Here is a 26,109-nt window from a genome sequence, read left to right on the forward strand (position 1 = left end):
CTCTTCAGAATTCGCTCCGGCGAGACATGTGGCGTGGCTGTCGAGAACCGGAGCGGAGCGGACATTTGAGTCCGTGAGCACCGGAAGCGCAGAAAGCCGCGTCAGATGTCCGCCGGAGTAGAATTATCAAGAGGTCTCCCATGACGCCGATCCGCACCGAGCGCCTGATCCTGCGCAACTGGGAAGAGCGCGACCGCGCGCTTTTCCATCGCATCAACTCCGACGAGCGCGTGATGGAATTCTTCCCGTTTCGCCGCGACCGTGCCGCGGCCGACGCCAAGATGGACGAGGTGCGCGCCTGGATCGATGAGGATGGCTACGGCTTCGCCGCGGCCGAGCTTGCCGCAACTGGCGAATGCATCGGCTTCGTCGGATTGTCCGGGACGGAAGACATCGATGTGCTGGCGCCCGGCACGATCGAGATCGGCTGGCGGCTGGCGCCGGAATTCTGGGGCAAGGGCTATGTCACCGAGGCGTCGGAAGCCTGGCTTGCCTTCGGCTTCGAAACGCTTGGCGTCGACGAAATCGTATCCTTCGCGGTCGCCGGCAATCATCGCTCGATCGCCGTCATGAAGCGGCTCGGCATGCGAGCCGATGCGGACGCCGATTTCGATCATCCTGCTGTCCCCGGCAGCCACCCGCACCTCAAGCGGCATGCAATGTACAGGCTGTCGCGCGAGGACTGGCAGGCACGAAAAAGGGCGGTCCGCTAGCCGCCCTTTTCATTGAAGCCGAGTTGGTTGGGCGCGTTTGCGGACTCAATCCATCCGGATCGTGACGAAGCGCAGCTCACCGGTCTTCGAGGCCAGCATCAACAGCGCGTTCTTGCGGCCCTGTTCCTTCAGCGCGCCGATCCGGTCCATCACATCCTTCGGCGTGCCGACCGATTCCTGCGCGATCTCGGTGATCACCTCGCCGGGCTGGATGCCGCGCTCGGCCGCCGCCGAATCCTTGGCGACATCGGTGATGACCACGCCCGACACGTCGGCCGCGATGCCGAACTTCTGCCGCGTCTGGTCGTTGAGTTCGCCGACCGTCATGCCGAGCACCGAGGCCGTCGATACCGGAGGGGCCGCCTTGTCGCCCTTGTCCTGGTCGGTGTTGCCGTTCTCGCCGCTGGCCAGCTTCTCGCCGTCCTCGAGCCGGCCGAGCGTCACCTTGACGGTCTGCTCGACGCCCTTGCGCACGATGACCACGTCGACCGCCTTGCCGACCGGGCTTTCGGCGACGACGCGCGGCAGGTCGCGCATTTCATGGATATCCTTGCCGTCGAACTTGATGATGACGTCGCCGGCCTGGACCGAGCCGTTGTCGACCGGCCCGCCCTTGATGACGCCGGCCACCAGCGCGCCCTTGGCGGTCGCCATGCCGAGGCTTTCGGCTATGTCGTCCGTCACCGGCTGGATACGCACGCCAAGCCAGCCGCGCCGCGTCTCGCCATACTGGCGAAGCTGGTCGACGACGCCCGCGGCAAGCTGCGAAGGAATCGAGAAGCCGATGCCGATCGAGCCACCCGACGGCGAGATGATCGCCGTGTTGATGCCGATGACCTCGCCTTCGGCGTTGAACAGCGGACCGCCGGAATTGCCGCGGTTGATGGCGGCGTCGGTCTGGATGAAGTCGTCATAGGGTCCTGAATTGATGTCGCGGTTGCGCGCCGAGACGATGCCGACCGTGACCGTGCCGCCCAGGCCGAACGGATTGCCGATCGCCATCACCCAGTCGCCGACGCGCATCTTGGTGGAATCGCCGAATTTCACCGCGGTCAGCTTGTGGCCTTTCGGATCGACCTTCAGCACCGCGACATCGGTCTTGGTGTCGGTGCCGACCAGCGTCGCCTTCAGCGTGATGCCGTCGGAGAAGTTGACCTCGATATCGTCGGCATCGGCGATGACGTGGTTGTTGGTCACCACGATGCCCTGCTCGGCGTCGATGACGAAGCCGGAGCCGAGCGACTGCACTTTCTGCGCGGCTCCCCCCTTGTCACCGCCACGGTTCTTGAAGAAATCGTCGAAGAAATCCTGGAACGGCGATCCCTCGGGCAGTTGCGGCATTGGCACCGCGCCCGGTCCTTCCGTGCCTTTCACCGTCTGCGAGGTCGAGATGTTGACCACTGCGCCGAGCAGCCGCTCGGCGAGATCGGCCACCGAAGGCGGTCCATCGGAGGCGATCGTCGGCGTGACGAAAGACGGAACGGCAACAATGCCAACCGCGAATGCCGTGGCGCCGGCAAAGACCATGCGCCGTGCCGCGCGCAACAGGGTGTCGGATATCATCATGGCCTCCCGGTGTTTCTGAAAAGGAAAAGCGCATCCGCAAAGGCGCCTGTCCGGTTCATGTTGGCAAGAAATAAGGCACGTTTGCGGCCATAGCTATCGGCAGAAGATAAATCGTCAATCGCTTCGGCACCAAGGAATTTTCATTCGAGCAATTCCAGGAAAAGTGCCAAGCGGTTTTCCGTCCGGAATTGCGTAAGACAAACAATTAGCCGCGGACCAGCCAGATGATGCCGACACCGATGGCGATCGCCACCAGCCCGCCGATCCGCAGCACATTTTCCGGCACCGACAGCACCTCGGTGGCGAGTTTCCGGGCCAAAGCCGGAAACCCTCCATAAACCAGCCCTTCGATCACCAGGACCAGGCCGATCGCCGCCAGAAAGTCCTGCACCGCCCGCTACTGGGCGGTGCCGGTCGCAGGCGCCGGAGCCGTCGCAGGCGCGGCAGGTGCCGGCCCGGGCTTGCTGTCCGGATCGCGGAAGTAGCGGAAGAACTCGGACTCGGGCGAGAGCACCATCGTCGTTCCGGTGTTGTCCAGCGCCGTGCCATAGGCATTCATCGAGCGATAGAAATCGAAGAAGGCCGGATCGCGCTTATAGGCGTCCGCGAAGGTGGCGCTGCGCTGCGCATCGCCCTCGCCGCGCAGGATTTCCGATTCCTTCTGCGCCTCGGCGACGATCTCGACGACCTCGCGGTCGGCTCGCGCCCTGATGCGCTGCGCAGCCTCGTTGCCGCGGGCTCTCAGCCGCTCGGCTTCCGCCAGGCGCTCGGCCTTCATGCGGTCGTAAGTCTGCTGCGAGACCTCCGCCGTCAGATCGGTCCGGCGGATGCGCACATCCTCGATGTCGAGGCCGAGCGAGGTCGCATCGGGGCGAAGCTGGTCGCGCACCTCGCGCATCATGACGCCGCGCTCCTCGGAGAGCGCAGCCTCGAAGTCGCGCAGGCCGTAGACACGGCGCAGCGCCGCGTCGAGACGCGTCCTCAGCCGGGCTTCGGCCAGTTCCACCTGTCCGGACACCGCCGCGCGGAAGGTGCGCGGGTCCGAAATGCGGTAGGCGATGAAGGCGTCGACCTCGTAGAACTTGCCGCCCGACACCTGCACGCGGATGTTGTCGAGGTCGAAGCGCATTACGCGCTTTTCGACCATTTGCACGCTATCCGCATCGAAGAAGGCGAACGGCGCCTTGAAGTAGACCCCGGGCTCGCTCTTGACGTCGATGATCTCGCCGAACCTGAGCACGATCGCCTGCTGACCGGCATTGACCACGAAGATCGAGGAGTAGAGCAGGAACAGAAGGACGGCCGCGATGACGGCGATGATGGGAAGACGGTTGGCCATCACTGGTTACCTCCCGTCGTCACGCCCAGCGCCGGCGCCGGTGGCGCCTTCGGCTGCAATGCCGGCAGCGGCAGGTAGGGCAGCACGCCCTGACCATTGCCCTGCTCGACGACGACCTTGTTCGAGTCCTTCAGGATCTTCTCCATGGTTTCGAGATAGAGGCGCTTGCGCGTGACGTCGGGCGCCTTGGCGTATTCGTTGTAGACGGAGATGAAGCGCTGCGCCTCGCCCTCCGCCTCCTGCACGACACGGTTCTTGTAGGCGGCGGCGTCCTCGCGGACCTGCGCCGCCTGACCGCGTGCCTGGCCGAGCTTCTGGTTGGAGTACTGGTTGGCCTGCTCGACGAACTTGTCCTCGTCCTGCTCGGCGCGCTGCACCTCGTCGAAGGCATCGGCCACTTCGCGCGGCGGCGCTGCGTCCTCGATCGAGATCGCGTTGACCTGGAGGCCGGTCTTGTAACCGTCGAGCGTGCCCTGGATGATCTCGCGCACCGCCGTTGCGATACCCTGGCGATCGTCGCGGAAGATGTCCTGGGCCGGGCGCCGGCCGACGACTTCGCGCATGGCGCTTTCGGCGACCTGGGCCAGCATGCCGTCGGGATCGGAAACGTCGAACAGATAGGCCTTGGGATCGGAGACCTGGTAGGCGACGGAGAACTGCACGTTGACGATGTTCTGGTCGCCGGAGAGCATCAGCCCGGAGCCGCTGCTCGCGCCGCCACCGACGCTGACGAGCTGCTCGGAGATCTTGGCGGTCTCGACCGTTTCGATCGGCCACCAGTGGAAATGCAGGCCCGGCTGCGAAAGCTCGGCCTTCGGCTTGCCGAAGCGCAGTTCGACCGCGACTTCGTCAGGCTGCACGGTATAGATCGCCTTGAAGGCCCACAGCGCGATGAGCGCCAGCGCGATCAGTCCGAGCACGGCCGGGCTGGCGCCGCCACCTCCCGGAAGCGCGCGCCGCAGCCTGTCCTGGCCGCGGCGGATGATGTCCTCGAGATCGGGAGGCGAACCTTGCGGACCGCTTGGCCCTTTCGGTCCCTGCCCCCAGGGCCCCTGATTGCCGCCGCCGCCCCAAGGGCCGCCGCCACCGCTCTTGTCGTTCCAGGGCATGAATGTCCTTTCGCTTCGGTTCCCTCAGGCCTTACGGCGCAATCCTAGCGCATGACCCCAAAAACCCATATCGGTTTTCGGAAAGGAAACATGCGCCAAAATCAAAGTTTTACAGCGACCTCTTGCGCGTCCGGTTGGACGCGCGCTGCTGTAACATCGTTCTTCTATAGGGACGCGTCGATCCGCTTTCAACGCGATGTGCCGTCGCCACGATGCGATTTGGAGAGGTAGCGACCCTTTGTCGTCGTCAATGAGCGTCGCGACGGCGTTCGTACACTGTATAGCGCGTGGCGTGGCTGTCCTTCTCGCCGGCAGGAAAATCCTCGGCGCGGACAACTTGCCAGACATCTGGATCGATCGGCGGGAAATGCGCGTCGCCACCGACGCTGGCCAGCACATGCGTCACGTGCAGCCGGTCGGCAAGCGGCAAAGCCTGCGCGTAGATCTCGCCGCCACCGACCACGCAGATCTCCTCCGCTCCCGCCATGCAGCGGCCGCGCACCTTGGCCAGCGCGATCGCGTCATCCAGCGAGTGGGCCACTTCTATACCCTCGGCGCGCCAGGTCTCGTCGCGCGTCACCACGATGTTGAGACGGCCGGGCAGCGGCCGGCCGATGCCTTCATAGGTCTTGCGGCCCATGATGATCGGCTTGCCCATCGTGTCGGCCTTGAAGCGCTTGAGATCGGTGGAAAGCCGCCACGGCAGGCCGCCCTCCCGGCCGATCACGCCGTTTTCGGCGATGGCGACATAGATCGCGATGTCCATCAGCCGCCGTTCCCGCCATTGTCCGACGGCTCCAGCAGCAGGATGTCGATGTCGTGCTCGGGATAGAAATCCTTGGCGGTGATCTCGAACGTCGTCGGCCCGACCTTTTTGACATTGTCGCCGCAGAAGGAGACGAGGTTCTTGGGGCTGCCCTTGTCGATCGTCAGCTTGAAGTTGCCGATAGTGCCGGAGGCCCAATTACCCCCCGTGGTCAGGATGTAGGCGATCCGGCTCTCGTAATATTTCGGATAGCCGTCGGGGTTTTCCTTCGCGGCCTTGCGGACCGCGTTCTCGAACGCGCCGTCCATGCAATAGCGGGTCTTGTAGGCCGCATACTGGCCCTGGAACTGGCCGTCGGAGAAGAAACTGACCGAGGAGGTGCCGCCGACGCTCGGCTTATAGCGGTGCGAAACATGGACCTCCTTGTTGGCAGGGAAGGTCGAGCGCCACCAATAGGTCGAGCGCAATTGCCAGAACGGCGCATAGGCGGTTTGCATGCCCGAGCCGTCATCGGCGGTATCCTCGATGATGATGCCGCGGTCTTCCCAATCCTTGGCGACATCCTTTGGCAGCTTCGCCAGCGCCGCCTTGGCGGCATCGCCGAACGGATAGAGCGGCACGTTCTGCGCCTTGAGGTCCGTGGTGATGTCGATGCCCAGCGCAAACGCCCTTTGCTCGAGCTGGGGCTTCGCGTCGACGCCGTCGATCGTCACCTCGAAGCCGAGGAAATTGTCGCTCTGCGCTTCCGGGATCGCCGGCATCTCGTTGGGATCGCCCTCGATGTCGGGCATCGGGAACGCGACGATGGAGCTGACATCCTTGTCGGTGTTGTTGCGGAAGACATAATCGACCGTCACCTTCTCCGGCGAGATGAAAAGATCCTCGCTCTGCATGGCGACCGCATCGCTGCGCGACAGGATCAGCCCGCCGGTGCCGAGCTCGGCGACGGAATCATTGGCGAGGGCCGGAGCGGCCATGATTGCCAGCGCTGCGGCCACTACGGTGCGTAACATGGACCCTCCTCTCTGCAACGATGCCGGGACCAGCCGGATGCGCGCTTCCATCTAGCCGTTTCCAGACGGCGTTTCAAAGCCCTTCGTCACCCTGTACCGGTACTTCTGGACACCGCGCCGCCGATCGGGCAGGAGATCGCCATGCGCAAGCTTCTCGTCATCGGCATCGGCGCCGGCAATCCCGACCACATGACGGTCCAGGCCATCGACGGCCTGAACCGAGCCGACGTGCTGTTCATTCCCGACAAGGGAGCGACGAAGAACGATCTCGCCGATTTGCGCCGGCAGATCTGCGACCGCTTCGTCACCAATCCGAAATCGCGCCCGGTCGAGTTCGATGTGCCGGTTCGGGCCGAGCCGACATCGTCTTACCGGACGACCGTCGACGACTGGCACGAGGCGATCGCCGAAATCTACGAGACCTTGATCCGCGAGGAGCTTGCCGAAGATAGCTGCGGCGCGTTCCTGATCTGGGGCGATCCGTCGCTCTATGACAGCGCGCTGCGCATCCTCGAGCGCGTGCGCCTCAGGGGCAATGTCGGCTTCGAGCTCGAAGTCATCCCCGGCATCACCGCGATCCAGGCGCTGGCCGCCGCCCACGCGACAGCACTCAACCGCATCGGCGATTCGATCCTGGTCACCACCGGGCGGCGGTTGACCGAAGAAGGACTGCCAGCCAATGCCGGCTCGACCATAGTCATGCTCGACGGCAAATGCGCCTTCAACACGCTGGCCGACCAGAACGTCCTCATCCAGTGGGGCGCCTATCTCGGCACGCCGGACGAGATCATTATCGCCGGCCGGCTGGGCGATGTCGGCGCCGAGATCCAGACGGTGCGTGAAGAAGCCCGGCGAAAGAAGGGCTGGATCATGGATACGTATCTGCTGAGGAAGCCAGAGGATTAGGCAGTAGGGATTAGGCAATAGAGAGTCGTGGAATTTCGTGCGCGTCGAGCAACGCTCGGACATCACTGCCTACTGCCTACTGCCTACTGCCTACTGCCTACTGCCTACTGCCTACTGCTCATCCCGCATCGATTTCCGACTGCAAGGCCTGCATATGCACGGCGGCGGCCGATGAAGCGGCTCGCTCTATCGCCCGAAACCGGCTGACGACCGCCAGACCCACCGATGTCAGTTGCGCGCCGCCGCCTTTGCGGCCGCCTGTCTGCGCCGCGACCAGCGGCTTGCCGAATACCCGGTTCATGTCCTCGACCAGGTCCCAGGCATGCTTGTAGGACATCTCCATGCCGCGCGCCGCGGCCGAGATCGAGCCGAAGGCGGCGATCTGTTCCAGCAACTCGATCTTGCCGGGGCCGATCCGGCCGTCGGGGTCGAGATTTATCCGCAGGCTCAACGATGGCATGCCTTGTCCTCCGCGATCATGCACAGATTACCCTCTCTGGCGCCAGATCGCTATTCCAAATCAACATAGCGATATTGCTCTTTCGTCAACCATCGGCCTCAATCGACAGCCCTGCCCCGGTCGTCGCGCTGTCGAAGCTCACTGTCTTGATCACCGCGAACACCTGGCGGCCAAGCGCCAGACGAAGGGTGTGTTTGGACTGTTCGGTGATACGCGCCAGCACGACCGCGCCATTGCAGTCGATGGCGATTTCCACCGTCGGCCCTATGCCCGGCCTGACAGCCGTGATCGTCCCCGCCAAAATGTTAAGCGCGCTGAGGCCCGCCGGCTGCTCGGTGGCGATCATGACGTCGCGGGCGCGGATGCGCAGCCGCACCGTGGCTCCGACCGGCCGGGCCAGCCGCGGCACACGTATCTCACCGGCCTCCGAGCCGAGCACGGTCATGCCGAATGCCTCGTCGTGGCGCAGAATTTTGGTATCGAGCACCGCTCCGCCCTCGCCGCGCTCTTCCGCCGGCAACAGGTCGAGCCGCTGCATGATCGCCTCGGTCGGGCCTGAGGCCGCGACCTTGCCCTGAGACAGCACCACGACGTCGCTCGCCAGCCGCGCCACCTCGGCGACGGAATGGCTGACATAGACGATCGGGATCTTCGTCTCGTCGCGCAGCCGCTCGATATAGGGCAGGATCTCGGCCTTGCGCGCCTCGTCGAGGGAGGCGAGCGGCTCGTCCATCAAAAGCAGTTTCGGGCTGGCGAGCAGGGCACGGCCGATCGCGACACGCTGTTTTTCACCGCCCGAAAGTTTCGCCGGCCGCCGGTCGAGCAGATGCCCGATGCCGAGCAGATCGACCACCGCATCCATTTTGGCGTAGCGTTCGGAAGCCGGCGTGAACCAGCGGCCGTAGCGCAGATTGCCGGCGACGCTCATATGCGGGAACAGCCGCGCATCCTGGAACACCATGCCGATCCGCCGTTTGTGCAGAGGCACGAAGACGCCCGCAGCGGTGTCAGCCAAAACGCGCCCGTCGACGGCGATGCCGCCCTTGTCCGGATGGATCAGGCCAGCGATCAGGTTGATCAGCGTCGACTTGCCCGAGCCGGACGGCCCGAACAGCGCCGTCAGCCGGCCGGCGCTCTCGAAACGCGCTTCCAGGGCGAAATCGCCGAGCCGATGGCTGATGTCGACGGAGAGCGTCATTCGATGTCCATCCGCCGGCCGACGCGCCGCGCCAGCACTTCCGACGCGATGAGCGCGACCATCGAGATGGCGATCGAGATCAGCGTCAGCCTGAGCGCGCCTTCATCGCCGCCGGGAACCTGGGTGAAGGTGTAGATCGCGGAAGGCAGCGTCTGCGTTTCGTTGGGGATGTTGGAGACGAAGGTGATTGTGGCGCCGAACTCGCCCATCGCCTTGGCGAAGGACAGGATCGCACCGGCGATGAGGCCGGGCAGGATCAGCGGTAGGGTGATGGTGGCGAACACCCAGAGCGGATTGGCGCCGAGCGTGCCGGCCGCTGCCTCGATTCTGCGGTCGACAGCCTCGATCGACAGCCGGATCGCCCGCACCATTAACGGAAAGCCCATGACCCCGCAGGCCAATGCCGCGCCCGTCCACCGGAACGAAAAGACGATGCCGAAATGCTCGGCAAGAAAGGCGCCGGCCGGCCCACGCCGGCCGAAGGTCAGCAAGAGGAGATAGCCGGTCACCACCGGCGGCAAGATCAGCGGCAGATGCACCAGCCCGTTGAGCAGGTTCTTGCCCCAGAAACGCCCCCGCGCGAGCAAGAGCGCTATCAGGATGCCCGGCGGCAGGCTGGCGATCATCGCCACCGTCGCCACCTTGATCGACAGCCGGACCGCATTCCATTCGTCGGGAGTGAGGTCCAGCAGCCAATTCATGGTAGCGTTTGCGCGGTCTTTCTCAGTTGCTCGGCGCGAGCACCGTGAAACCCTGCTCCTTGAAGAGCGCGGCGGCCTTGGCCGACTCGACGCATTTCAGGAAAGCGACCGTATCCTTGTCCTTCGAATCCGCGGTCTGGGCAATCGGGTAGATGATCGGCGGATGCGAATCTTCCGGGAAGGTGCCGACGACCTTGACGCCCTTCTCGGCATGCGCGTCGGTGGCGTAAACGATGCCCAGCGCCGCCTCGCCCGTCGACACCAGCTTCAGCGCCGCGCGCACATTCTCGGCCTGCGCGACCTTGCCCTCGACCGACGACCATACGCCGAGCGATTCCAGCGCCGCCTTGCCGTATTTGCCCGCGGGCACGGCCTTGAAATCGCCCATGGCAAGCTTGCCGTCACCGATCAGCTTGACGAGGTCGAAGCCCTTCTCGACCTTGGTCTCGACCGTGGAATCCTTCGGCGCCACCAGCACGATCTGGTTGCCGAGCAGCTTCACTTCGGTATCCGGCTTGGTCAGCTTCTTGTCGGAGAGGTATTTCATCCAGTCGAGATCGGCCGAGACGAAGATATCGGCCGGCGCGCCGCCTTCGATCTGCTTGGCGAGCGCCGAGCTCGCCGCGTAGGAAATGGTGGCGGCCTCGCCGACTTCCGGCTCGCAGGCCTTGTTGACGGCGTCGAGCGCGTCCTTGAGGCTCGCCGCGGCAAACACGACCACCTTGTCGTCGGCATGGGCAGCCGGAACCGCCGCCATCAGCATTGCCGTGAGACCTCCAATAGCGATCGCCTTCAACCCAAAACCCTTGCCCGTCATGGAGTCTCTCCCTGGTTTCAAAATCCGTACGGCCCAAAGCCTCGGACCGATATATCCGTATGAACATAACAAGGAAAGGCTTTTCACCTGTCGCGGCATTGTGCGCGGTCGTGGTCTCAGCCTACGATGAATGGAAACGAAACGGCGAAGCTCAAAAGGAAAGACGCATGAAGATCAGCGCCCGCAACATCCTCAAGGGTAAGGTCACCGAGATCGTCAAGGGAGCCACCACCTCGCATGTCAGGATCGATATCGGCGGCGGCGTCATCGTCACCTCCTCGATCACCAACGAAGCCGTCGCCGACCTTGCGCTCGATAAGGGCAAGCAGGCCTATGCGGTGATCAAGGCCTCGGACGTCATGGTCGGCATCGACTGATGCCGCAAGTCTAATGCGGCGCCAGAGGTGTGTTGAGATTCAGGTCAGACCGAGTCGAAAACGGTGACTTCCGAGAACCGGAGCGGAGCGTACTTGAAGTACGTGAGCACCGGAAGCGCAGGAAGCCGCCGTTTGCAGGCCGGGCTCACCTGAATATCAACATACCTCATACGGCGATAGGCGCCTTGATGCTCGCATCCGCGAAATAATTCTCGAGCCGGAAATCCTCGAAGCGGAAGGCGAAGAGGTCCTTCACCTCCGGATTGATCCACATCGTCGGCAAGGCCTTGGGCGTACGCCGCATCTGCTCGCGCGCCTGCTCGAAATGGTTCGAATAAAGATGCGCGTCGCCGAGCGTGTGGACGAAGTCGCCGGGCTTCAGCCCGGTCGCCTGCGCCACCATCATGGTGAGCAAGGCATAGGAAGCGATGTTGAACGGCACGCCGAGGAAGATATCGGCCGAGCGCTGGTAAAGCTGGCAGGAGAGCCGGCCTTCCGAGACATAGAACTGGAACAGGCAGTGGCAGGGCGGCAACGCCATCGCCTCGACTTCGGCCGGATTCCAGGCCGAGACGATCAGCCGGCGTGAATTAGGATTCTTGCGTATCTCTTTCAAAAGATTCGCGATCTGGTCGATCTCGCCGCCATGCCCGTCCGGCCATGAGCGCCACTGCTTGCCATAGACCGGTCCGAGATCGCCGTTCTCGTCCGCCCATTCGTCCCAGATGGTGACGCCATGATCGTTGAGATATTTGATGTTGGTGTCGCCTGCCAGGAACCACAGAAGCTCGTGGATGATCGACTTCAGATGCAGCTTCTTGGTGGTCGTGACCGGGAAGCCGCGCGAAAGGTCGAAGCGCATCTGGTAGCCGAACACCCCACGCGTGCCGGTACCGGTGCGGTCGCCGCGGTCGGCGCCGTTCTCCAGCACGTGCTTCAACAGGTCAAGATATTGGCGCATCGGCTCCGCCTCGATTCGGGCTTACAGCCAATCATAGCCGACTGACAGCCCGTCGAACACCGCAAAGCAGGCTGCGGATGTGGATCGCGCCAAAAGTTTACGGTGCCGGCACGGTTACGTGCCGGCCGCCGGATGGCAGTGCCTCAGAGCGAGCCGAGTTTGCCGAGATCCTTCGCGACCAGATAATAGAAGGTCACGCGGCTTTTGGTGTTGTCGGCATGCATCGCCTTGCAGGTCTTCTCGATCGATGCGTTGGCCTTTGCGGCATCCGCGATGCCGAGCTTCTTGCCGATCCAGTTCTCCCGCACGCGGTCGAGTTCCTTCGGGTCGGTGCAGGACACCAGCGAGGAATCGCGGTTCCTGAGCGCAATGCCCAGATGCTTGACGATCTTATCGACCGTGTCGGCGCTGGCGCCGGCATCGTATTTCTTCACATCCGCAAGATAGTCGGCCATCAAACTTCCCCTCGTCGGCGCCACCGATCCGATCGGTGAGGGTTGTGGCGCGCTACGCAACCTGTGCGCTAAGTCAGAGACTCCTCACCGGGAGCGAGATTTGATTGACTGGGCGCGCAAGTCAACCCTTGGCTGCACAGTTTGGCATAACCGGATAAGCGCCGGTTTGGCCTTTCTTTTTCCGTTATCGGTCCCTATATTCGCTTCGTCGGCTTGACCGACTATGGCGATAAACAGGCGATGAAATAAGCCGTTCGGACCCGGGGGCGGTACCCGGCGCCTCCACCAAAAACCGCTCTCCTAAATGGGAGCGGCTTTTGCTGGGGGCGAAATAGGATCGACGAAGGTGTAAAGATCGTACTTTTGCCCGGCATTGTACCACCGTCATCGGGCTAAACTTATAGTTGCCAACGACAACTATGCGGAAGCTCGTCTCGCTGCTTAATGCGGCGCGAACGCTTCAAATCAAGTCCTAGCGGTTCGCACTTCTAGGCGGGGTTCGGAGGTACCTGGCAACAGAAACCTCCACCTTCCCCCTCTTTGCGTCTTCCCAGACCAACCGCACGGCCAAGGCTCGTCCGGCGCTCGATGCGCGGCGTGCAGCCTTGCCGTCCATCATCCATGGACAGCGATGCAAAACGATTGCGACCGATTCTTCGTGCTGACCGGCGGTCCGGGTTCCGGCAAGACCACCTTGATCGAGGCGCTGCGGGCCCAGGGTTTCGCGACAGCCCCCGAAGCCGGACGCGGCATCATCCGCGACCAGATGGCCATCGACGGCCCTGCCCTTCCCTGGCAGGACCGCACGCTTTTTGCCGAGCTGATGCTGTCGTGGGAGCTGCGCTCCTGGCACGCCGCGCGTGCCAAACCGCCCGGCCCAATCTTCTTCGACCGCGGCGCGCCCGACACGATCGGCTATCTCAGGCTCTGCGGCCTGCCGGTGCCCGACCACGTCGCAAGCGCTGCGCGGAAATTCCGCTACGCGCGCCGTGTCTTCGTCGCGCCGCCCTGGCCGGAGATCTTCACCCAGGACGAGGAGCGCAAGCAGACGCTCGACGAGGCCGGGCGCACATTCCGCTCGGTGACCGGCGTCTATGCGGAGCTCGGTTACGAACTGGTGCCGTTGCCTCTCGCCCCGGTCGAGGAACGGGTGCGCTTCGTCCTCGATCGGAGTGCGGTCTGAGCGGCCTTGCGGCCGCTCAGGGCACCGTCTCCACCCTGCCGCTCCCGCTGACATGCGAGCTGATCTTCGGGTTGCCATGGACCTTCACATTGCCGCTGCCCGACACGCGGATGTCGGCCTGGTCCTGCGGAGCGACATCGGCGTCGCCGCTGCCGCTGATCTGGATACTGGCGGTCTTGGCCGCGAGCTTGCCAAGGTCGCCCGAGCCCGAGCCTGAGATACGCAAGGAGAGATCCTGGACGCTGCCGCTGGCGCGCCTGGGCGACATCCTCTTCGCTGCGCCCGGAAGCCCGCGCCTCGTCGAAATGGGCAGCGTAGTCGGCGACGATTTCGTCGACTTCGGCCGAAGGCAGTCCGGCCAGGCTGGCGCGCAGGGAAACAAGGAACGAATCGCGGCTCATTGCATCTCTCCAAGGAACAGGTCGACGGCATCGACAAAGCTCCGCCATTCCTGGCTGCGCGCTTCGTAGGCGGCCCTGCCGGCCGGGGTGAGCCGGTAGTATTTGCGAGGGGGCCCGCTCGTCGATTCGACCAGCCACGTCTCGACGAGCCCGTCGCTCTGCATGCGCCGCATCAGCGGATAGATCGTCCCTTCCCCCATGCCGACACGCTCGGCAAGCGTGCTGGCGATCTCGTAGGCGTAGCTTTCGCGTCGGGCGAGCAAGGCGAGCACACACAATTCGAGCGCCCCCTTCTTCAGCTGGACGTCATTTGGATCGGTCATGGTCGCTCCCGCCGTCTCCGGTACAACATATAGGCAGGTATCTTTTTATACAAGGTACCAACTTAAATGTGATAGCCGTGTAACGGCAGCGGCGCGGCCGACCAAGTGGCTGAAGCTCTCAAACGACATTGCTGATGAGATAGCCGCATCGCGCAAAGCCGCGGCCTCGGGTGCAGTTTATGCCAGACACAAAAAAGGCCGGGATCGACCCGGCCTTCCTGTCTTGTCGGCGATTGCTTACTCCGCCGGCGCTTCGACCGCTTCGCGTGCTCGGCCGAGCGTCAGCTTGGCCAGCGTGAAGGAGATCACCGCGCAGAGCGTGATGCCGGCCACCATCGGCAGCGGCGTGCCGTCGAAGAAGATGCCGGCAACGCCCATCGCCAGCGCACCGATGGCGAAATGCAGCGTGCCCATCAGCGCTGAGGCCGTGCCGGCGATCTCGCCATGCTCTTCCATCGCCAGCACCGAGGTGGTCGGGATGACTAGGCCAAGGAAGCCGTAGCCGACGAAGAGCAGTGCGGCCATCACATCGAGCCGGTCGACGCCCGAGGCCATGATGGCGAACAGCGCCACCATGACCGTGGCATAGCCGGTGACCGCCACCCAGACGACGCGCTTCAAACCAAAACGGTCGGCGAGCATCCCGGTCAGCTGCGACATGCCGATGAAGGCGACAGCGTTGATCGAGAAGAACACGCTGTAGACCGACGGCGACAGGCCGTAATGGTCGATCAGGATGAAGGACGAGCTCGACAGATAGACGAAGAAGCTCGCAATGCCGAAGCCCGCGATCGCCACAAGGCCTAGGAAGTTGCGGTCGCCCATCAGGTAGCGGTAGCCGGCAAGCGCCGTGCCGAAGGACGAGCCGGCGCGCTCCTCGACCGGGCGGGTTTCCTTGAGCGAGGTGGCGAGCAGGATCGTTGCAAGCGCCGCGGCGCCCGTGACGGTCCAGAACACGGCGCGCCAACCAAAACTCTCGATGATCTGGCTGCCGGTCAGCGGCGCCAGGATCGGCGACACCGAGAACACCAGCATCAGAAGCGACATCAGCTTGGCGGCCTCGTTGCCGGTGTGCAGGTCGCGCACGATGGCGCGCGGCACCGCCATGCCGGCGCTGGCGCCGAGCCCCTGCAGGAAGCGGAAGGCGATCAGCCACTCGATGGTCGGCGCCATCGCCGAGCCGACGCCGCCGACCATGAACAGCGCGAGGCCGGCATAGAGCGGCGCCTTGCGGCCGACCATGTCGGAGATCGGGCCGACGACGATCTGCCCGAAGCCCATCGACAGGAAGAAGATCAGAAGGCTCATCTGCACGGCGGCCGTGCCGGCATGCAGATCCTGGCCTATCGAAGGCAGCGCGGGCAGATACATATCGATCGCAAATGGGCCGATCGCGGACAACAAGCCGAGCACGACCGCGATGCGGAGGAATTTAGGACTCATGATAAGGCTCTTTTCGGATCTGGTTGTCGCCGCAAATACCGGCGTCTGAACCCAGGACGTTCCATCCCGTGGGAAATCCTACAGTCCAGAGCGAATTCATTCGCCTGTCAGGGCGAACATATTCGTCTCTCCAGCGGGATTCCCCCTTGTTTTGTCCACAAATTTAGACAGGCTTGTCCAATTCGTCAATCACCGCTATATAGATTTTCATGAAGCACGGCGTTTCTCCTGACACTTTCCCGCCACGCAGCCATGAGGCCAAGCGCGTGTCGGTGGTGGATGCAGCCGCTTCCGTCTTCTGCCGTGAAGGTTATGCCGGCGCCAATATCGACCTGATCGCGGCCGAGGCCGGCGTCTCGCGCCAGACCGTCTACAACCATCACGGCGATAAGGAAAAGCTTTTCGTCGCCGTCGTGCGCGACCTGACGGAGCGCTGCAATGCCGGCATCTTCGCCACCATCGCCAGTTTCCCCGACCAGCCCACGGACCTGGAAGCTGATCTCATCGCCTTTGCCGTGCGCATGAACCGCAACTGCATCTGCAACCGCGACGGCCGTTTCCTGCGCAAGCTGATCCAGGCCGAAGGCGAGCGTTATCCGGAACTGTTTGCCGAATGGCGCCAACAGGGCCCGAGCCGCACCTGGTCGGCGCTTGCCGCGCGCTTCGCCCGGCTTGCCTTCGCCGGGCATCTGTCGATCGGCGATCCCGACGTCGCGGCACGTCAGTTCCTCGCCCTCGTCAACGCCGAGCTTCAGATCACTTTCATGCTGGGCGGCATGCCGACCGAGGAAGAGGTGCTGCGCTCCGCCACCAACGGCGTGCGGACCTTTCTCGGCGCCTTCGCCAGGAAGAAGTCGCCAGCCGGCAAACAGGCAGCGCTCGTTCACGCCTGAGCGATCAAATCGCCGGCACCCCCCTTGGCCTCACGCCTTTGCGCCTATATGCGGTTTACGCCGCGCCCAAGCTTGATTACAGCTATGCGGACGATTCAACGGAACCCGACCATCAGATGGCCGACGACCACATCCGTTACGATATTCTGGCCCAGGAGGCTCTGCGCGGCGTGATGCGCAAGGTCCTGGCCGAGGTCGCGCGCACCGGCCTTCCGGGCAATCATCATTTCTTCATCACCTTCCTGACCGGCGCGCCCGGCGTGCGCATCTCGTCCAGGCTGCGCGAGCGCTATCCGGAGCAGATGACCATCGTCATCCAGTTTCAGTATTGGGACCTCAAGGTGACGGATGCCGGCTTCGAGGTCGGGCTTTCCTTCTCCGACGTGCCGGAGAAGCTGGAGATCCCCTTCTCCGCCGTGCGCGGCTTCTACGATCCGTCGGTCAATTTCGAGCTCGAATTCGACGTCAAGACGGAGAGCGCCGAAGACGAGGCCGCCGCTCCGGCGCCCGAGCCGATCGCGGTCGTCCCCGAGAAGAAGGCGGAAACGAAGAAGAAGGCCGCCGAGGCCGAAAAGAAGCCGGCGGTCGCCGAGACAGGCGGCAAGGGCGCCGACGTCGTTTCGCTCGACGCCTTCCGCAAGAAGTAGCCCGGCGCCATGGGCGAGGTCGTCAATCTCCGCCAGGCCCGCAAGCAGAAAGCGCGCATCGAGAAAGAACGCCAGGCCGGCGAGAACCGGGCGCTGCACGGCCGATCGAAGACGGAACGCGAGCGTGACCGGCTGGCCTCGGAAAAGGCCGAGAAATTCGTGGCCGGCCATCGCCGGGAAAAGCCCGACGACCCCGGCAAGCGCTGAGTCTGACAATGGCCGCGGTCGAAAAACGTTCGGTAACGATCCGCGGTCACCGCACCAGCTTTTCCCTGGAACAGCCTTTTTATGACGACCTCATCGCCATCGCCGCGCAACGGTCGCTGTCGCTCGCGGCCCTGGTTGCGGAGATCGACGAGACGCGCACCCGCGACGCCAACCTGTCATCCGCGCTGAGGCTCTATGTGCTGGCCTGGGCGAAACGCGGCGGCAACGCGACCTAGAGCGTTTCACCGTTTCACCGAAACGGCGAACCGCTCTATCTTCTTGTTTTGACGCAATTCCGGACGGAAAACCGCTCACATTTTTCCTGGAATTGCTCTAGGCCGCGCTGTCGCTGACGCCTTTTTGCGCCTTGCGCTTTGCGCCAAAGCTGAGCAAGGCGGTGCGGTCGCGCTCCTCCGCCTGCTTTTTCGACCGCACCCGCATCATGTCTTTCCAGCCGATATAGCCGATGAGCCGTTCATCCTCGCGTGAGACCACCGGCAGGTGCGAGACATTGGCAAGCAGCAGCTTGTCGGAAAGCGCCTCCAGATATTCGTCCGGATAAGCGAGCGTGATCTTGCTGCCGGCGAGCAGTTCGCCGAGGGTCGCATTGCGGTGCTTGCCGTTACGACGCCAGCGCAGGATCGCCGGCGGATCGATGACGCCGAGCACATGCCCCGCTTCATTGATCACCGGAAAGCTCGGATGCCGTGTGTCCGGCGCGGTCAGGAACGTTGCCGCGCCATGCAGCGTCATCGTCGCCGGCACGCTCTCGACCTTGGTCGTCATCACTTCATTGACCCTGGTCAGGGCGAAAGGATCGACGCGGTATTCGCGCACGAGGTGATGCCCGCGCCGCGCCACTTTCTCGGTCAGGATCGAGCGCTTCATCAACAGCACGGTGACGGCGTGCGCGGTGGCGCAGGCCGCGATCAGCGGCACCAGCACATGCGTGTTGCCGGTGAGTTCGGTGGCGAAGAAAGTCGCGGTCAGCGGCGCGCGCATGGTGCCGCCCATGGTCGCAGCCATCGCCAGCAGCGGCCAGAAGCCGGGGCTCGCCTCGGGCAGGATGCCCGAAAGCACCGCTCCCATCGCGCCGCCCATGATGAGCAGCGGCGCCAACACGCCGCCCGAGGTTCCCGACCCCAGCGCGACCGCCCAGATGACGGCCTTTACCACCAGAAGCAGCAGCGCGGCGGTGGCGACCGTGCGGCCGTCGAGCATGTTGGCGATGTTGTCGTAGCCGACGCCAAGCGCGTGCGGCTCGATCAGCCCGCCGATGCCGACCACCAGGCCGCCGATCATCGGCCACCACATCCAGTGTATCGGCAGCTTCAGGAAGGCGTCCTCGCAGGCATAGACCAATTGCGTCAGCAGTCCCGAGAGCAGCCCGGCGGCGATGCCGACCAGCACCCAGCCGCCCAGCCCGGCGATCGATGAATCCATGGTCCCGGAGAACGGAAAGATCGGACTCGGCAGGTGCAGCAGGGTGCGCTCGACCTCCGCGACGATCGCGGCGACGGCGACAGGGATGAAGCTGCGCGGCGTCCACTCGAACAGAAGCAGCTCGACGGCAAGCATGATGGCGGCGATCGGCGTGCCGAACACCGTCGTCATGCCGGCCGCCGCGCCCGCCACCAGCAGCGTCTTGCGCTCATTGTCGCTGACCGGCAGCATCTGCGCGATCAGCGAGCCGATGGCCCCGCCGGTCATGATGATCGGGCCTTCGGCGCCGAACGGTCCGCCCGAGCCGATCGAGATCGCCGAAGACAGCGGCTTCAGCACCGCGACCTTGGCGTCGAGCCGCGAGCGTCCGAGAAGGATCGCCTCGATGGCCTCGGGAATGCCGTGGCCGCGGATCTTCTCGCTGCCGAAGCGCGCCATCAGGCCGATGATCAGCGCGCCGACCACCGGCACGATCACGGCGGCGAGCCCAAGCGGCGTATCCTCGAGCTTGAGGTCGGCCAGCGAGAACTGGCCGAAATAGGCGATGTTGGTGGCAAGCCTGATGAGCTTCAGGAGCACGATGCCGGCAAGGAGCCCGGCGGTCGCCACCACCACGGCGATGGCGGCGATGAGGAGCACGCGCGGATCGGTCGTGAAGTCGCGAAGATGGCCGTTGCCGGCGTGAGCGGATTTCATTTTGGGAGCCTGAACTTTCTGGCGGCGCGAAGGCCGTCCGGTTTCAGCTGGCCTCATATCGTAATACGATATAAATCTTCAAGTCGTTTTCGAACGCTGCGCCGCGTCATTTTGCACAGGATCGCGACGGCCTGTTGAGCTTTTGCGGGAAAGGACCATAAGTCGGGGAATGACGCCGCCGAAACCACGCCCCGCCATCAGCCAGGCTGACTACCAGCGGCTGTCGCAGTTCCGTTACCTGATCCGCCGCTTTCTCGAATTCAGCCAGGTCCAGGCGAATGAGGCGGGCCTCACGCCGCGCCAGCATCAGGCGCTGCTGGCGATCAAGGGATTTCCCGGCGGCGGACCGGTGGCTGTGGGCGATCTCGCCGAGCGGCTGCGCATCCGCCACCACAGCGCGGTGGAACTGGTGAACCGCCTTGCCGAGGCAGGCCTGGTCATTCGCGACCAGGACAAGAGCGATCACCGCCGTGTCTTGCTGCAGCTCACCTCTTTGGCCGACGACCACCTGGCCGACTTGTCGGCCGCGCATCTCGACGAGCTTTCGCGCATCGAGCCAGTGCTGCGGCGTCTGCTCCCGCGCCAGGAAGAGTCGTAGGCGCCAAGATATTCAAGTAGGCCGTGAACTCATAAACGCCGGGGCCGGTTCTCGAGTGTCCGCTATCCGGTAGTCGCGAAGCGTCGGGTGGACTTCCGAAATGCGCCAATAACGGACACACTCCCAACCTGTTCAACCCTGCAACATGCCGCATTTGCGACTATAGCATTCACAATGCAGGACGAACCTATCATCGGCACTGTCTCGCTCGTCCGGAGACGGCCGCTTCAACTTGAGGAATATTAGTTGAAAGAAACCACTCTTTCTTCCGTGCCTGACGCAAAATCACCGGCAGGGGCAGATATCCGTTTCATCATGGACGGCGCTACTGGGAATATGATCCACAGCACCGTGCCGCCCCGTCAGATTAATAGAGCAACGATTCACGCGACGGTCAGTGAGTTCTGGTACGTGTTGGAGGGAGCGGGAGAAATCTGGCGAAGGGACGAGACAGAAGAGCGTGTGACGGCGCTCGTGCCCGGAGTGTCTGTCGACATACCAGTTGGCACCGCCCTTTCAATACAGAAACGTCGGTGACACCCCCTTCAAGTTCATCTGCATCTCAATGCCTCGGTGGCCGGGGGACCACGAAGCGTCGCATCTGATTGGTGCGTGGGAGCCTTCCATCTGACTTAGAGATGCAGGTGACGTCGCTTTGGGTCATTTTGCGAATTAGGTGGGCGTTTCGTCCAATCTCCAAGGCATGCCAACGCAAACAGAACCGACCGGTCAAATCCCTGTGCTGGGGAACCAGGTCCGCCAAGCGTGTGACGTGAAGCTCAACCGCCGTCGAGCGACTTCAACAGATTGTCGATCGTGAACGGATTGGCCTTCGGCTTCGCAGGTGCCGGGGTCGAACCGTCATTGACGCCGGGCAGCGATCCGTCGACCTTGCGCATTTGCTCGGCCGCCTTGCGTGCTGCTTCCAGCTTCGCCTGCTCCGCCTTCTTGCGATCGGCTTCCGCCTGCGCCTTGGCCGCCTCGTCCGCGGCCCGCTGCTCGGCCTCGGCCTTCGCTTGTGCATCGGCCTTCGCCTTGGCATCCGCGTCGGCCTGCGCCTTGGCGTCGGCTTCCGCTTTCGCCCTCGCCTCTTCGTCGGCCTTGGCCTTTGCCTCGGCTTCCGCCTGTGCCTGCGCTTCAGCTTCGGCTTTCGCCTTGGCTTCCGCCTCGGCCTTCTGCCGCGCCTCTTCCTCTTGCCGGCGCAGCTCCTCGGCCGCGTTGTCGCGCTCCGTCTGCAGCGCCGCGTAGTAGCGCACCTCGCGCCGCAGCCGCTGCTTCTCGAGCAGTGCCGCCTGCATCGCCTCGACTCGCTGCTGTTCTTTTTCCAGCGCGCGCTGCGTCAGGAATTGCGCCAGCGGACCGCTGTCGAATTGGGGCGCGGTCGCCCCGAGCGGGCCGGCCAGGCTGAAATTGACGGCAGGTTCGGAGCCGACCAGCGCCTCGTCGCCGGGGCGGTAGGTCAGCGCCCCCTTTGCCGTGACGGTGCTCGTGTTGAGATCGGCCGTCACGTCGGCGGACAAACTCGCGCCTGGATTGTCGAGGCTGATCGGCGGCGCCCGCAGCGTGCCGTTGGCGACGGTGAAGGCTACATCCGTGTCGCCGGCGGCAAAGCTGCCCTCCCCGACGATCTGCGGCGCGAAGTCCGCCGTCTTGGCCGTGTCGATATCGCGTCCGATCGCATCGGCCTTGGCGATGATCGCGCCAAAGCCGTCCGGATTGACACCGTCGACTTTCAATCCCTTCAGCGCCGCGGTGCCGGATCCGGACAGGGCCGCGATCATGGCATCGACCGATTTGCCGCTGGTCGACAGCGCCGCCGAAAGATCGCCGCTGCCGCCGATACCGGCGCCCGGCATGACCGCGGAAAGATCGCCGCCGGCGAGCCTCATCTGGCCGGAGAACAGGCCGGTGCCCTCCGTGTTCTTCAAGTCGAACAGGCCGGTCAGATCGCCGCCATAGAGCTTCGCCTTGAGCTCGGAGACATGGATGCCTTCGCGATCGAGCTTGAGCGAGAATGAAGCGTCATGCGCCGTCGCGAACGGCCCGGCGGCGAGCGCCGACGTGTTGAGATCGAGGTCGGCGTTGAACGGCAGGGTCGATTTCTGGCTGAACGGCGTCGTCGGCCATCCGCCCTTGGCGGGGGCGAAGGACTGATCGCCGAACAGCGAGACCGCCAGCGGATCGAGGTCTAGCTCGTCGAGCGCCAGCGCTCCGGCAAGATGCGGCAGCCCGTCCTTGGCGTCGATGTTGACGTCGCCGGAGACCGCCGCCTTGTTGATCGAACCGTTGAGACCGCTCAGCACCAGGAGCCCATTGCCGAAATCGGCATCGGCCGAAAGCGACGTCGACGTCCCGGTTCCCATGCCGGGCAGGCCTACCCCCGTCGTCATCAGCCACGGCTCGATATCGGCGGCATCGAGATTGACCTTGCCTTTGGCGGTGGCGCCTTGCGCCGCCGCGGCGACGGTGCCGTCGAAGCTCGCCTTGAAGTCATCTGCCGTCAGGTTGAAGCTGGTCGCGAGACCGCCGGCGAGCGAGCCCTTCGCCGAGACGTCGGTGTTGGCGTGGCCGAGCATGCCGAGCGGCAGCGCCGGCAGGCCGTAAAGAGCAAGCAGCGTGGTGGCATTCTCGTTGCGGGCGTTGAAGGTGATCGACACCGGTGCCTCGGAGAGCTTGTCCGCGGCTCCCTTGCCGGAAAGCGAGGCCGAGAAGGCCGAGCCGCCGGCCTTGCCCTGGGCTGAGAGCGCCAGGCCCGTGGTGCCGTCGCCATTGTCGGCGGCGCTGGTCAAAAGGTCGATGCGCGCGTCCTGGAACAGTTCGGGATAGGCCGCCGCGCGGCTGGCCAGGCCCTTGAGCACGCCACTGTCGGGATAGTGCTGGGCCGCGACATCGATCAGCGGCTTGAGGTCCACCGCTACCACGGAAGCGTTGAGCTTGCCGGTCGGGCTCTGCGGAAAATCCTTGACCCGGCCCGTGGCGCTGATCGAGGCGCCGGCCAGGCCGCCGATCGAAAGCCGGTCGATCTCGAGCAGGCCCTCGCGCAGCCGCAGCGCCGTGTCGACGGTGTCGGCGCTCAAGCCGCCGGCGCTGACCGGACCCGCCTTGATCTGGAAATCGAGGTCGCGATCGGAAAAGCGGTTGGCGCCCTTGTCGCTGATGAAGATCGAGGCGAAGGCCGCTAGCCCGTCCAGGTCCATTTCGCCGCCTGTCAGCCGCATCAGCACCGATGGCCTGGCGCCGTCCGGCTGGCTGGAATCGATGCTGCCCGAAAATTTCGCCTTGCCGAGGATGAGTTCGAGATCGCTGAAGGACTGCCGGTTCTCGCTGAGATCGACCTTGGCCTTGAAGCCTGCCGCGGGCAGCCGGCGGATGGCCTCGTCGACATCCTTCGACAGCCAGGCGGCAAAGCCGGAAGGCTGTCCGACGGCCAGCAGCAACGAACCGGTGAAGCCGAAATGGTCCTCGACGCTGAGCATGCCGTCGGCTTCGAGCGTCGTGCGGCCAGGCAGCGTCGCGGCAAGCGACTTCACCGACCAGCCGCCTTCGACCGGCTCGGCCGACAGCCGCACGTCGCGCACCGTCGTGTCGCCCGCCACCACCGCCGGCAGCCTTACCTCGACCGTGCCCGGTATCGTCGGCTTCGGCATGTGCTGCAGCGTCTGCTCGAATGCCGCCATGCGCTGGTCGAGCGTGAAGCCGGCGCCGGCGGCCGCGCCGACGGCCTCGTCGAATTGCACCTGCGCGCCGCTCGCCTCGACCGCAAAATGCGGCTTCAGGCCGAGATCGACCGATGCCTTGCCGTCGGCGGTATAAGGATTGTCGAGCGGTCCGGTCTCGAAGCGGAACTCATCGACATTGAGCTTCTGGTGGTCGAGCGCGAACTTGCCGTTCAGCCGGAAGCCCGGGTCGGGCTTGCCAGTGCTGATCTTGACCGGCTCGCCACCATTGCCGCGCAGCTCGGCCGAGTTCTTGTCCGCACCGGAAATCTTGAACTGGCCGGAATAGACGGCCGCACCCTTGACGATGCCGGCATTGCCGTCGGTTTCGATGATCAGCGGATAGGCATCCGGATCCGCTTTCAGCCTGAGCCGCATCTGACCGTCGGCCTCGAGCTTGCCGGTGGAAGCCGACACTTCCGCGCGCATGCCATCGAAGCGCAACGTGCCGTCCATGCGCCAGGGCCCGATGAGCGCCTTGGCTGAAATCGTCGAGTTGATCTTGGAGATCACGTGACGGCGTCCGCCAGCGGCATGGCGCAGTTCGATCTGCCCTTCGGTCACGGTCAGCTTCTCGATGGCGATCTGACCCGGGTCGAATGGCGTCGACGGCCGGATCGCCCAATCGACCTTGCCGTCGCCGGCGACGTCTATGGTCGCCTTGGGGCGCACCAGCCGCATGTCGAAGATCAGCACCTCGCCGCGCAGGAAGGGCGCGAGCTCCGCGTCCATGGAGAAAGTCTCGACCGTCATCGCCGGCTGACCTTCTGGACCGCCCGCGACCTCGACATTCGAGAAGGTCACCGAGGGAAACGGCAGCAGCCGCGCCGTCGCATCGCCCTTCACCGTCACCTTGCGGCCAAGGAAAGCGCTCGCCTCGCGCTCGAAATCGCTCCGGTAGCCCGTCCAGTCGATGAAATACGGCACCACCAGCGCCGCGCACAGCACCAGCACGAACAGGCCACCGAAGATCACGAACAGGCGGGCGAGCATCTGTTTCCCGGGTTGAAAGTCAGCCGCACTCTACCTGCATCCGCGTGTCGATAAAGAGGCAATTCCACCATCGACGGCTTGTGATTGCCGAGCAGTGTCCGCTGTTGCGCGACCGCAAGCGGTCGCGATATCTTTTTCCGGACCATCCCGCCCCAACGGCCATGTCCTGGCCGTCTCATCTGAACCCAGCACGGAGCATTCCCGATGTCAGGCAAGAACTGGGATAGAGTGCCTATCGACGCACAGAGCGTCGACGCTCCTCTATCGATGGCCGCGATTTTCCTGGTGGTGACGGTCGGCAGCGACAAGGCCGCGTTGTCGAAGGTCGCTTCGGTGCTGGGCGAGCTTGACGACCTCGTCAAGAATGTCGGCTTCCGCGACCTATCGGGCCGCCTGTCCTGCATTGCCGGCATCGGCGCCGGGCTGTGGAACCGTCTGTCGCCCAACCGGCGGCCGCGCGAGTTGAAACCCTTCGCGCCGATCGAGGGAGCGGCGCATTCGGCGCCCTCGACACCGGGCGATCTGCTCTTCCACATCCGCGCCGAGCGGCCCGATATGTGCTTCGAATTCGAGCGCATTTTGCTGAACGGCCTGGGCGACGGCGTGACCGTCGTCGACGAAGTTTCGGGCTTTCGCTATTTCGACGCGCGCGACCTTTTGGGCTTTGTCGACGGCACCGCCAACCCGACCGGCCTCGACCTGCCTGCTTCCGCCTTGGTCGGCGACGAGGACGGCGACTTCGCCGGCGGCAGCTATGTCGTCGTGCAGAAATACCTGCACGACATGGCCGCCTGGGGAAAAACGCCGACTCATGTCCAGGAAGAAATCATCGGCCGCACCAAGATCGACAACATCGAGATCGATGACGACGACAAGCCGCGCAAGTCGCACAAGTCGCTGGCCACGATCGAGGACGACGCCGGTAACGAATACGACATCCTGCGCGACAACATGCCGTTCGGCCGTCCGGGGCAGAACGAGTTCGGCACCTATTTCATCGGCTACACGCGCTATCTGTGGGTGATCGAGAAGATGCTGCAGCGCATGTATGTCGGCGAGCCGCCCGGCGCCTATGACCGGCTGCTCGACTTCTCCACCCCGCACACCGGCACGACCTTCTTCGCGCCGACACGGCCCATGCTGCAGAAGCTGGTCGAGGGGGCGGCGGAATAGATTTGGGCGGCG

General features: G+C 64.1%; 28 protein-coding genes, 1 other RNA gene and 1 pseudogene. 12 read left to right on the top strand and 18 right to left on the bottom strand.

All coding sequences use genetic code 11. The features are described from left to right. Positions 1–140: 140 nt before the first annotated feature. The gene (locus LB572_RS03435; protein WP_224666724.1) at positions 141–713 is read left to right on the top strand and encodes a GNAT family N-acetyltransferase; all 573 of its coding nucleotides are present in this window, start codon (positions 141–143) and stop codon (positions 711–713) included. A gap of 45 nt (positions 714–758) precedes the next feature. Here LB572_RS03435 and LB572_RS03440 read toward each other — a convergent pair whose 3' ends face one another. The 6 genes from LB572_RS03440 to LB572_RS03465 all read right to left on the bottom strand — a co-directional run bounded on the left by LB572_RS03440 (position 759) and on the right by LB572_RS03465 (position 6,506). Then, entirely contained in the window at positions 759–2,276 is a 1,518-nt protein-coding gene (locus LB572_RS03440; RefSeq protein ID WP_224666725.1) for a DegQ family serine endoprotease, read from the bottom strand. A gap of 208 nt (positions 2,277–2,484) precedes the next feature. Then, positions 2,485–2,670 (bottom strand): DUF2065 domain-containing protein, encoded by a 186-nt coding sequence (locus LB572_RS03445; RefSeq protein ID WP_140807353.1) that lies wholly within the window; start codon positions 2,668–2,670, stop codon positions 2,485–2,487. A 6-nt stretch (positions 2,671–2,676) separates the two neighbouring features. Continuing rightward, on the bottom strand, positions 2,677–3,618 hold the full coding sequence (hflC, locus tag LB572_RS03450) for a protease modulator HflC (protein WP_140807354.1): 942 nt from the start codon (positions 3,616–3,618) through the stop codon (positions 2,677–2,679). Beyond that, entirely contained in the window at positions 3,618–4,727 is a 1,110-nt protein-coding gene (gene hflK, locus LB572_RS03455; RefSeq protein WP_224666726.1) for an FtsH protease activity modulator HflK, read from the bottom strand. The genes hflC and hflK overlap by 1 nt, the downstream gene beginning before the upstream one ends. A gap of 247 nt (positions 4,728–4,974) precedes the next feature. After that, positions 4,975–5,493, bottom strand: coding sequence for a dihydrofolate reductase (locus LB572_RS03460; RefSeq protein ID WP_224666727.1), 519 nt, complete (start codon positions 5,491–5,493; stop codon positions 4,975–4,977). Further along, entirely contained in the window at positions 5,493–6,506 is a 1,014-nt protein-coding gene (locus LB572_RS03465) for a DUF4424 domain-containing protein (protein ID WP_140807357.1), read from the bottom strand. Before LB572_RS03465 ends, LB572_RS03460 begins: the two co-directional genes overlap by 1 nt. Positions 6,507–6,647: 141 nt before the next feature. On the opposite strand from LB572_RS03465, the gene cobF reads away from it, so the two are divergent. Beyond that, the gene (gene cobF / locus LB572_RS03470) at positions 6,648–7,412 is read left to right on the top strand and encodes a precorrin-6A synthase (deacetylating) (protein ID WP_224666728.1); all 765 of its coding nucleotides are present in this window, start codon (positions 6,648–6,650) and stop codon (positions 7,410–7,412) included. 118 nt (positions 7,413–7,530) lie between these two features. Here the strand turns inward: cobF and LB572_RS03475 are convergent, their stop codons facing one another. The 4 genes from LB572_RS03475 to modA all read right to left on the bottom strand — a co-directional run bounded on the left by LB572_RS03475 (position 7,531) and on the right by modA (position 10,588). Then, complete coding sequence (locus tag LB572_RS03475; RefSeq protein ID WP_027168775.1) at positions 7,531–7,872, bottom strand: winged helix-turn-helix domain-containing protein; 342 nt, start codon at positions 7,870–7,872, stop codon at positions 7,531–7,533. Between the two features lie 85 nt (positions 7,873–7,957). Then, a complete protein-coding gene (modC, locus tag LB572_RS03480; RefSeq protein WP_224666729.1) occupies positions 7,958–9,070 on the bottom strand; it encodes a molybdenum ABC transporter ATP-binding protein in 1,113 nt (370 codons plus the stop codon). Beyond that, the gene (modB, locus tag LB572_RS03485) at positions 9,067–9,771 is read right to left on the bottom strand and encodes a molybdate ABC transporter permease subunit (RefSeq protein ID WP_224666730.1); all 705 of its coding nucleotides are present in this window, start codon (positions 9,769–9,771) and stop codon (positions 9,067–9,069) included. The genes modC and modB overlap by 4 nt, the downstream gene beginning before the upstream one ends. A 22-nt stretch (positions 9,772–9,793) precedes the next feature. Next, positions 9,794–10,588, bottom strand: a complete 795-nt coding sequence (gene modA, locus LB572_RS03490) for a molybdate ABC transporter substrate-binding protein (protein WP_224666731.1) — start codon at positions 10,586–10,588, stop codon at positions 9,794–9,796. Between the two features lie 167 nt (positions 10,589–10,755). Here modA and LB572_RS03495 point away from each other — a divergent pair, with 167 nt between their 5' ends. Then, complete coding sequence (locus tag LB572_RS03495) at positions 10,756–10,965, top strand: TOBE domain-containing protein (RefSeq protein ID WP_224666732.1); 210 nt, start codon at positions 10,756–10,758, stop codon at positions 10,963–10,965. A gap of 166 nt (positions 10,966–11,131) precedes the next feature. Here the strand turns inward: LB572_RS03495 and LB572_RS03500 are convergent, their stop codons facing one another. Next, positions 11,132–11,926: a thymidylate synthase gene (locus LB572_RS03500; protein ID WP_224666733.1), complete on the bottom strand. Its 795-nt coding sequence runs from the start codon at positions 11,924–11,926 to the stop codon at positions 11,132–11,134. 143 nt (positions 11,927–12,069) lie between these two features. After that, the gene (locus LB572_RS03505; RefSeq protein ID WP_140809541.1) at positions 12,070–12,381 is read right to left on the bottom strand and encodes a DUF2853 family protein; all 312 of its coding nucleotides are present in this window, start codon (positions 12,379–12,381) and stop codon (positions 12,070–12,072) included. Between the two features lie 168 nt (positions 12,382–12,549). Here LB572_RS03505 and ssrA point away from each other — a divergent pair. Next, positions 12,550–12,911: a transfer-messenger RNA gene (ssrA, locus tag LB572_RS03510) on the top strand. Positions 12,912–13,012: 101 nt separating this feature from the next. Then, positions 13,013–13,564, top strand: coding sequence for an AAA family ATPase (locus LB572_RS03515; RefSeq protein WP_224666734.1), 552 nt, complete (start codon positions 13,013–13,015; stop codon positions 13,562–13,564). A 16-nt stretch (positions 13,565–13,580) separates the two neighbouring features. Here LB572_RS03515 and LB572_RS03520 read toward each other — a convergent pair whose 3' ends face one another. The 4 genes and pseudogenes from LB572_RS03520 to LB572_RS03535 form a co-directional block, all read right to left on the bottom strand. Continuing rightward, a complete protein-coding gene (locus tag LB572_RS03520; RefSeq protein WP_224666735.1) occupies positions 13,581–13,832 on the bottom strand; it encodes a GIN domain-containing protein in 252 nt (83 codons plus the stop codon). 49 nt (positions 13,833–13,881) lie between these two features. After that, positions 13,882–14,013: pseudogene (locus LB572_RS34570) on the bottom strand (hypothetical protein); the annotation flags it as partial. After that, the gene (locus LB572_RS03530; RefSeq protein ID WP_140809549.1) at positions 13,962–14,288 is read right to left on the bottom strand and encodes a PadR family transcriptional regulator; all 327 of its coding nucleotides are present in this window, start codon (positions 14,286–14,288) and stop codon (positions 13,962–13,964) included. The gene LB572_RS03530 and the pseudogene LB572_RS34570, both read right to left, overlap by 52 nt. Before the next feature lie 237 nt (positions 14,289–14,525). After that, positions 14,526–15,731, bottom strand: coding sequence for a multidrug effflux MFS transporter (locus tag LB572_RS03535; RefSeq protein WP_041011951.1), 1,206 nt, complete (start codon positions 15,729–15,731; stop codon positions 14,526–14,528). A gap of 209 nt (positions 15,732–15,940) precedes the next feature. On the opposite strand from LB572_RS03535, the gene LB572_RS03540 reads away from it, so the two are divergent. The 4 genes from LB572_RS03540 to LB572_RS03555 all read left to right on the top strand — a co-directional run bounded on the left by LB572_RS03540 (position 15,941) and on the right by LB572_RS03555 (position 17,714). After that, a complete protein-coding gene (locus LB572_RS03540) occupies positions 15,941–16,624 on the top strand; it encodes a TetR/AcrR family transcriptional regulator (RefSeq protein ID WP_224666736.1) in 684 nt (227 codons plus the stop codon). Positions 16,625–16,740: 116 nt separating this feature from the next. After that, on the top strand, positions 16,741–17,271 hold the full coding sequence (locus LB572_RS03545) for an SspB family protein (protein WP_140809555.1): 531 nt from the start codon (positions 16,741–16,743) through the stop codon (positions 17,269–17,271). A gap of 9 nt (positions 17,272–17,280) precedes the next feature. Next, the gene (locus LB572_RS03550; protein WP_224666737.1) at positions 17,281–17,478 is read left to right on the top strand and encodes a DUF4169 family protein; all 198 of its coding nucleotides are present in this window, start codon (positions 17,281–17,283) and stop codon (positions 17,476–17,478) included. Positions 17,479–17,486: 8 nt separating this feature from the next. Beyond that, on the top strand, positions 17,487–17,714 hold the full coding sequence (locus LB572_RS03555) for a ribbon-helix-helix domain-containing protein (protein WP_140809561.1): 228 nt from the start codon (positions 17,487–17,489) through the stop codon (positions 17,712–17,714). Between the two features lie 97 nt (positions 17,715–17,811). On the opposite strand, the gene LB572_RS03560 is transcribed toward LB572_RS03555, so the two are convergent. Then, the gene (locus LB572_RS03560; protein ID WP_140809563.1) at positions 17,812–19,617 is read right to left on the bottom strand and encodes a chloride channel protein; all 1,806 of its coding nucleotides are present in this window, start codon (positions 19,615–19,617) and stop codon (positions 17,812–17,814) included. 169 nt (positions 19,618–19,786) lie between these two features. Between LB572_RS03560 and LB572_RS03565 the strand changes: the two genes are divergently transcribed. Both LB572_RS03565 and LB572_RS03570 read left to right on the top strand, forming a co-directional pair. After that, complete coding sequence (locus LB572_RS03565; RefSeq protein ID WP_224666738.1) at positions 19,787–20,215, top strand: MarR family winged helix-turn-helix transcriptional regulator; 429 nt, start codon at positions 19,787–19,789, stop codon at positions 20,213–20,215. 246 nt (positions 20,216–20,461) lie between these two features. Next, positions 20,462–20,752 (top strand): cupin domain-containing protein, encoded by a 291-nt coding sequence (locus LB572_RS03570; protein WP_224666739.1) that lies wholly within the window; start codon positions 20,462–20,464, stop codon positions 20,750–20,752. Positions 20,753–20,994: 242 nt separating this feature from the next. Here the strand turns inward: LB572_RS03570 and LB572_RS03575 are convergent, their stop codons facing one another. Further along, positions 20,995–24,924, bottom strand: coding sequence for an AsmA family protein (locus LB572_RS03575; RefSeq protein WP_224666740.1), 3,930 nt, complete (start codon positions 24,922–24,924; stop codon positions 20,995–20,997). Positions 24,925–25,128: 204 nt separating this feature from the next. Here LB572_RS03575 and LB572_RS03580 point away from each other — a divergent pair, with 204 nt between their 5' ends. Further along, positions 25,129–26,097 (top strand): Dyp-type peroxidase, encoded by a 969-nt coding sequence (locus tag LB572_RS03580; protein ID WP_224666741.1) that lies wholly within the window; start codon positions 25,129–25,131, stop codon positions 26,095–26,097. The last annotated feature ends 12 nt before the right edge of the window (positions 26,098–26,109 follow it).

The sequence above is a fragment of the Mesorhizobium sp. BH1-1-5 genome (genome assembly GCF_020165615.1).
Taxonomy (GTDB): domain Bacteria; phylum Pseudomonadota; class Alphaproteobacteria; order Rhizobiales; family Rhizobiaceae; genus Mesorhizobium.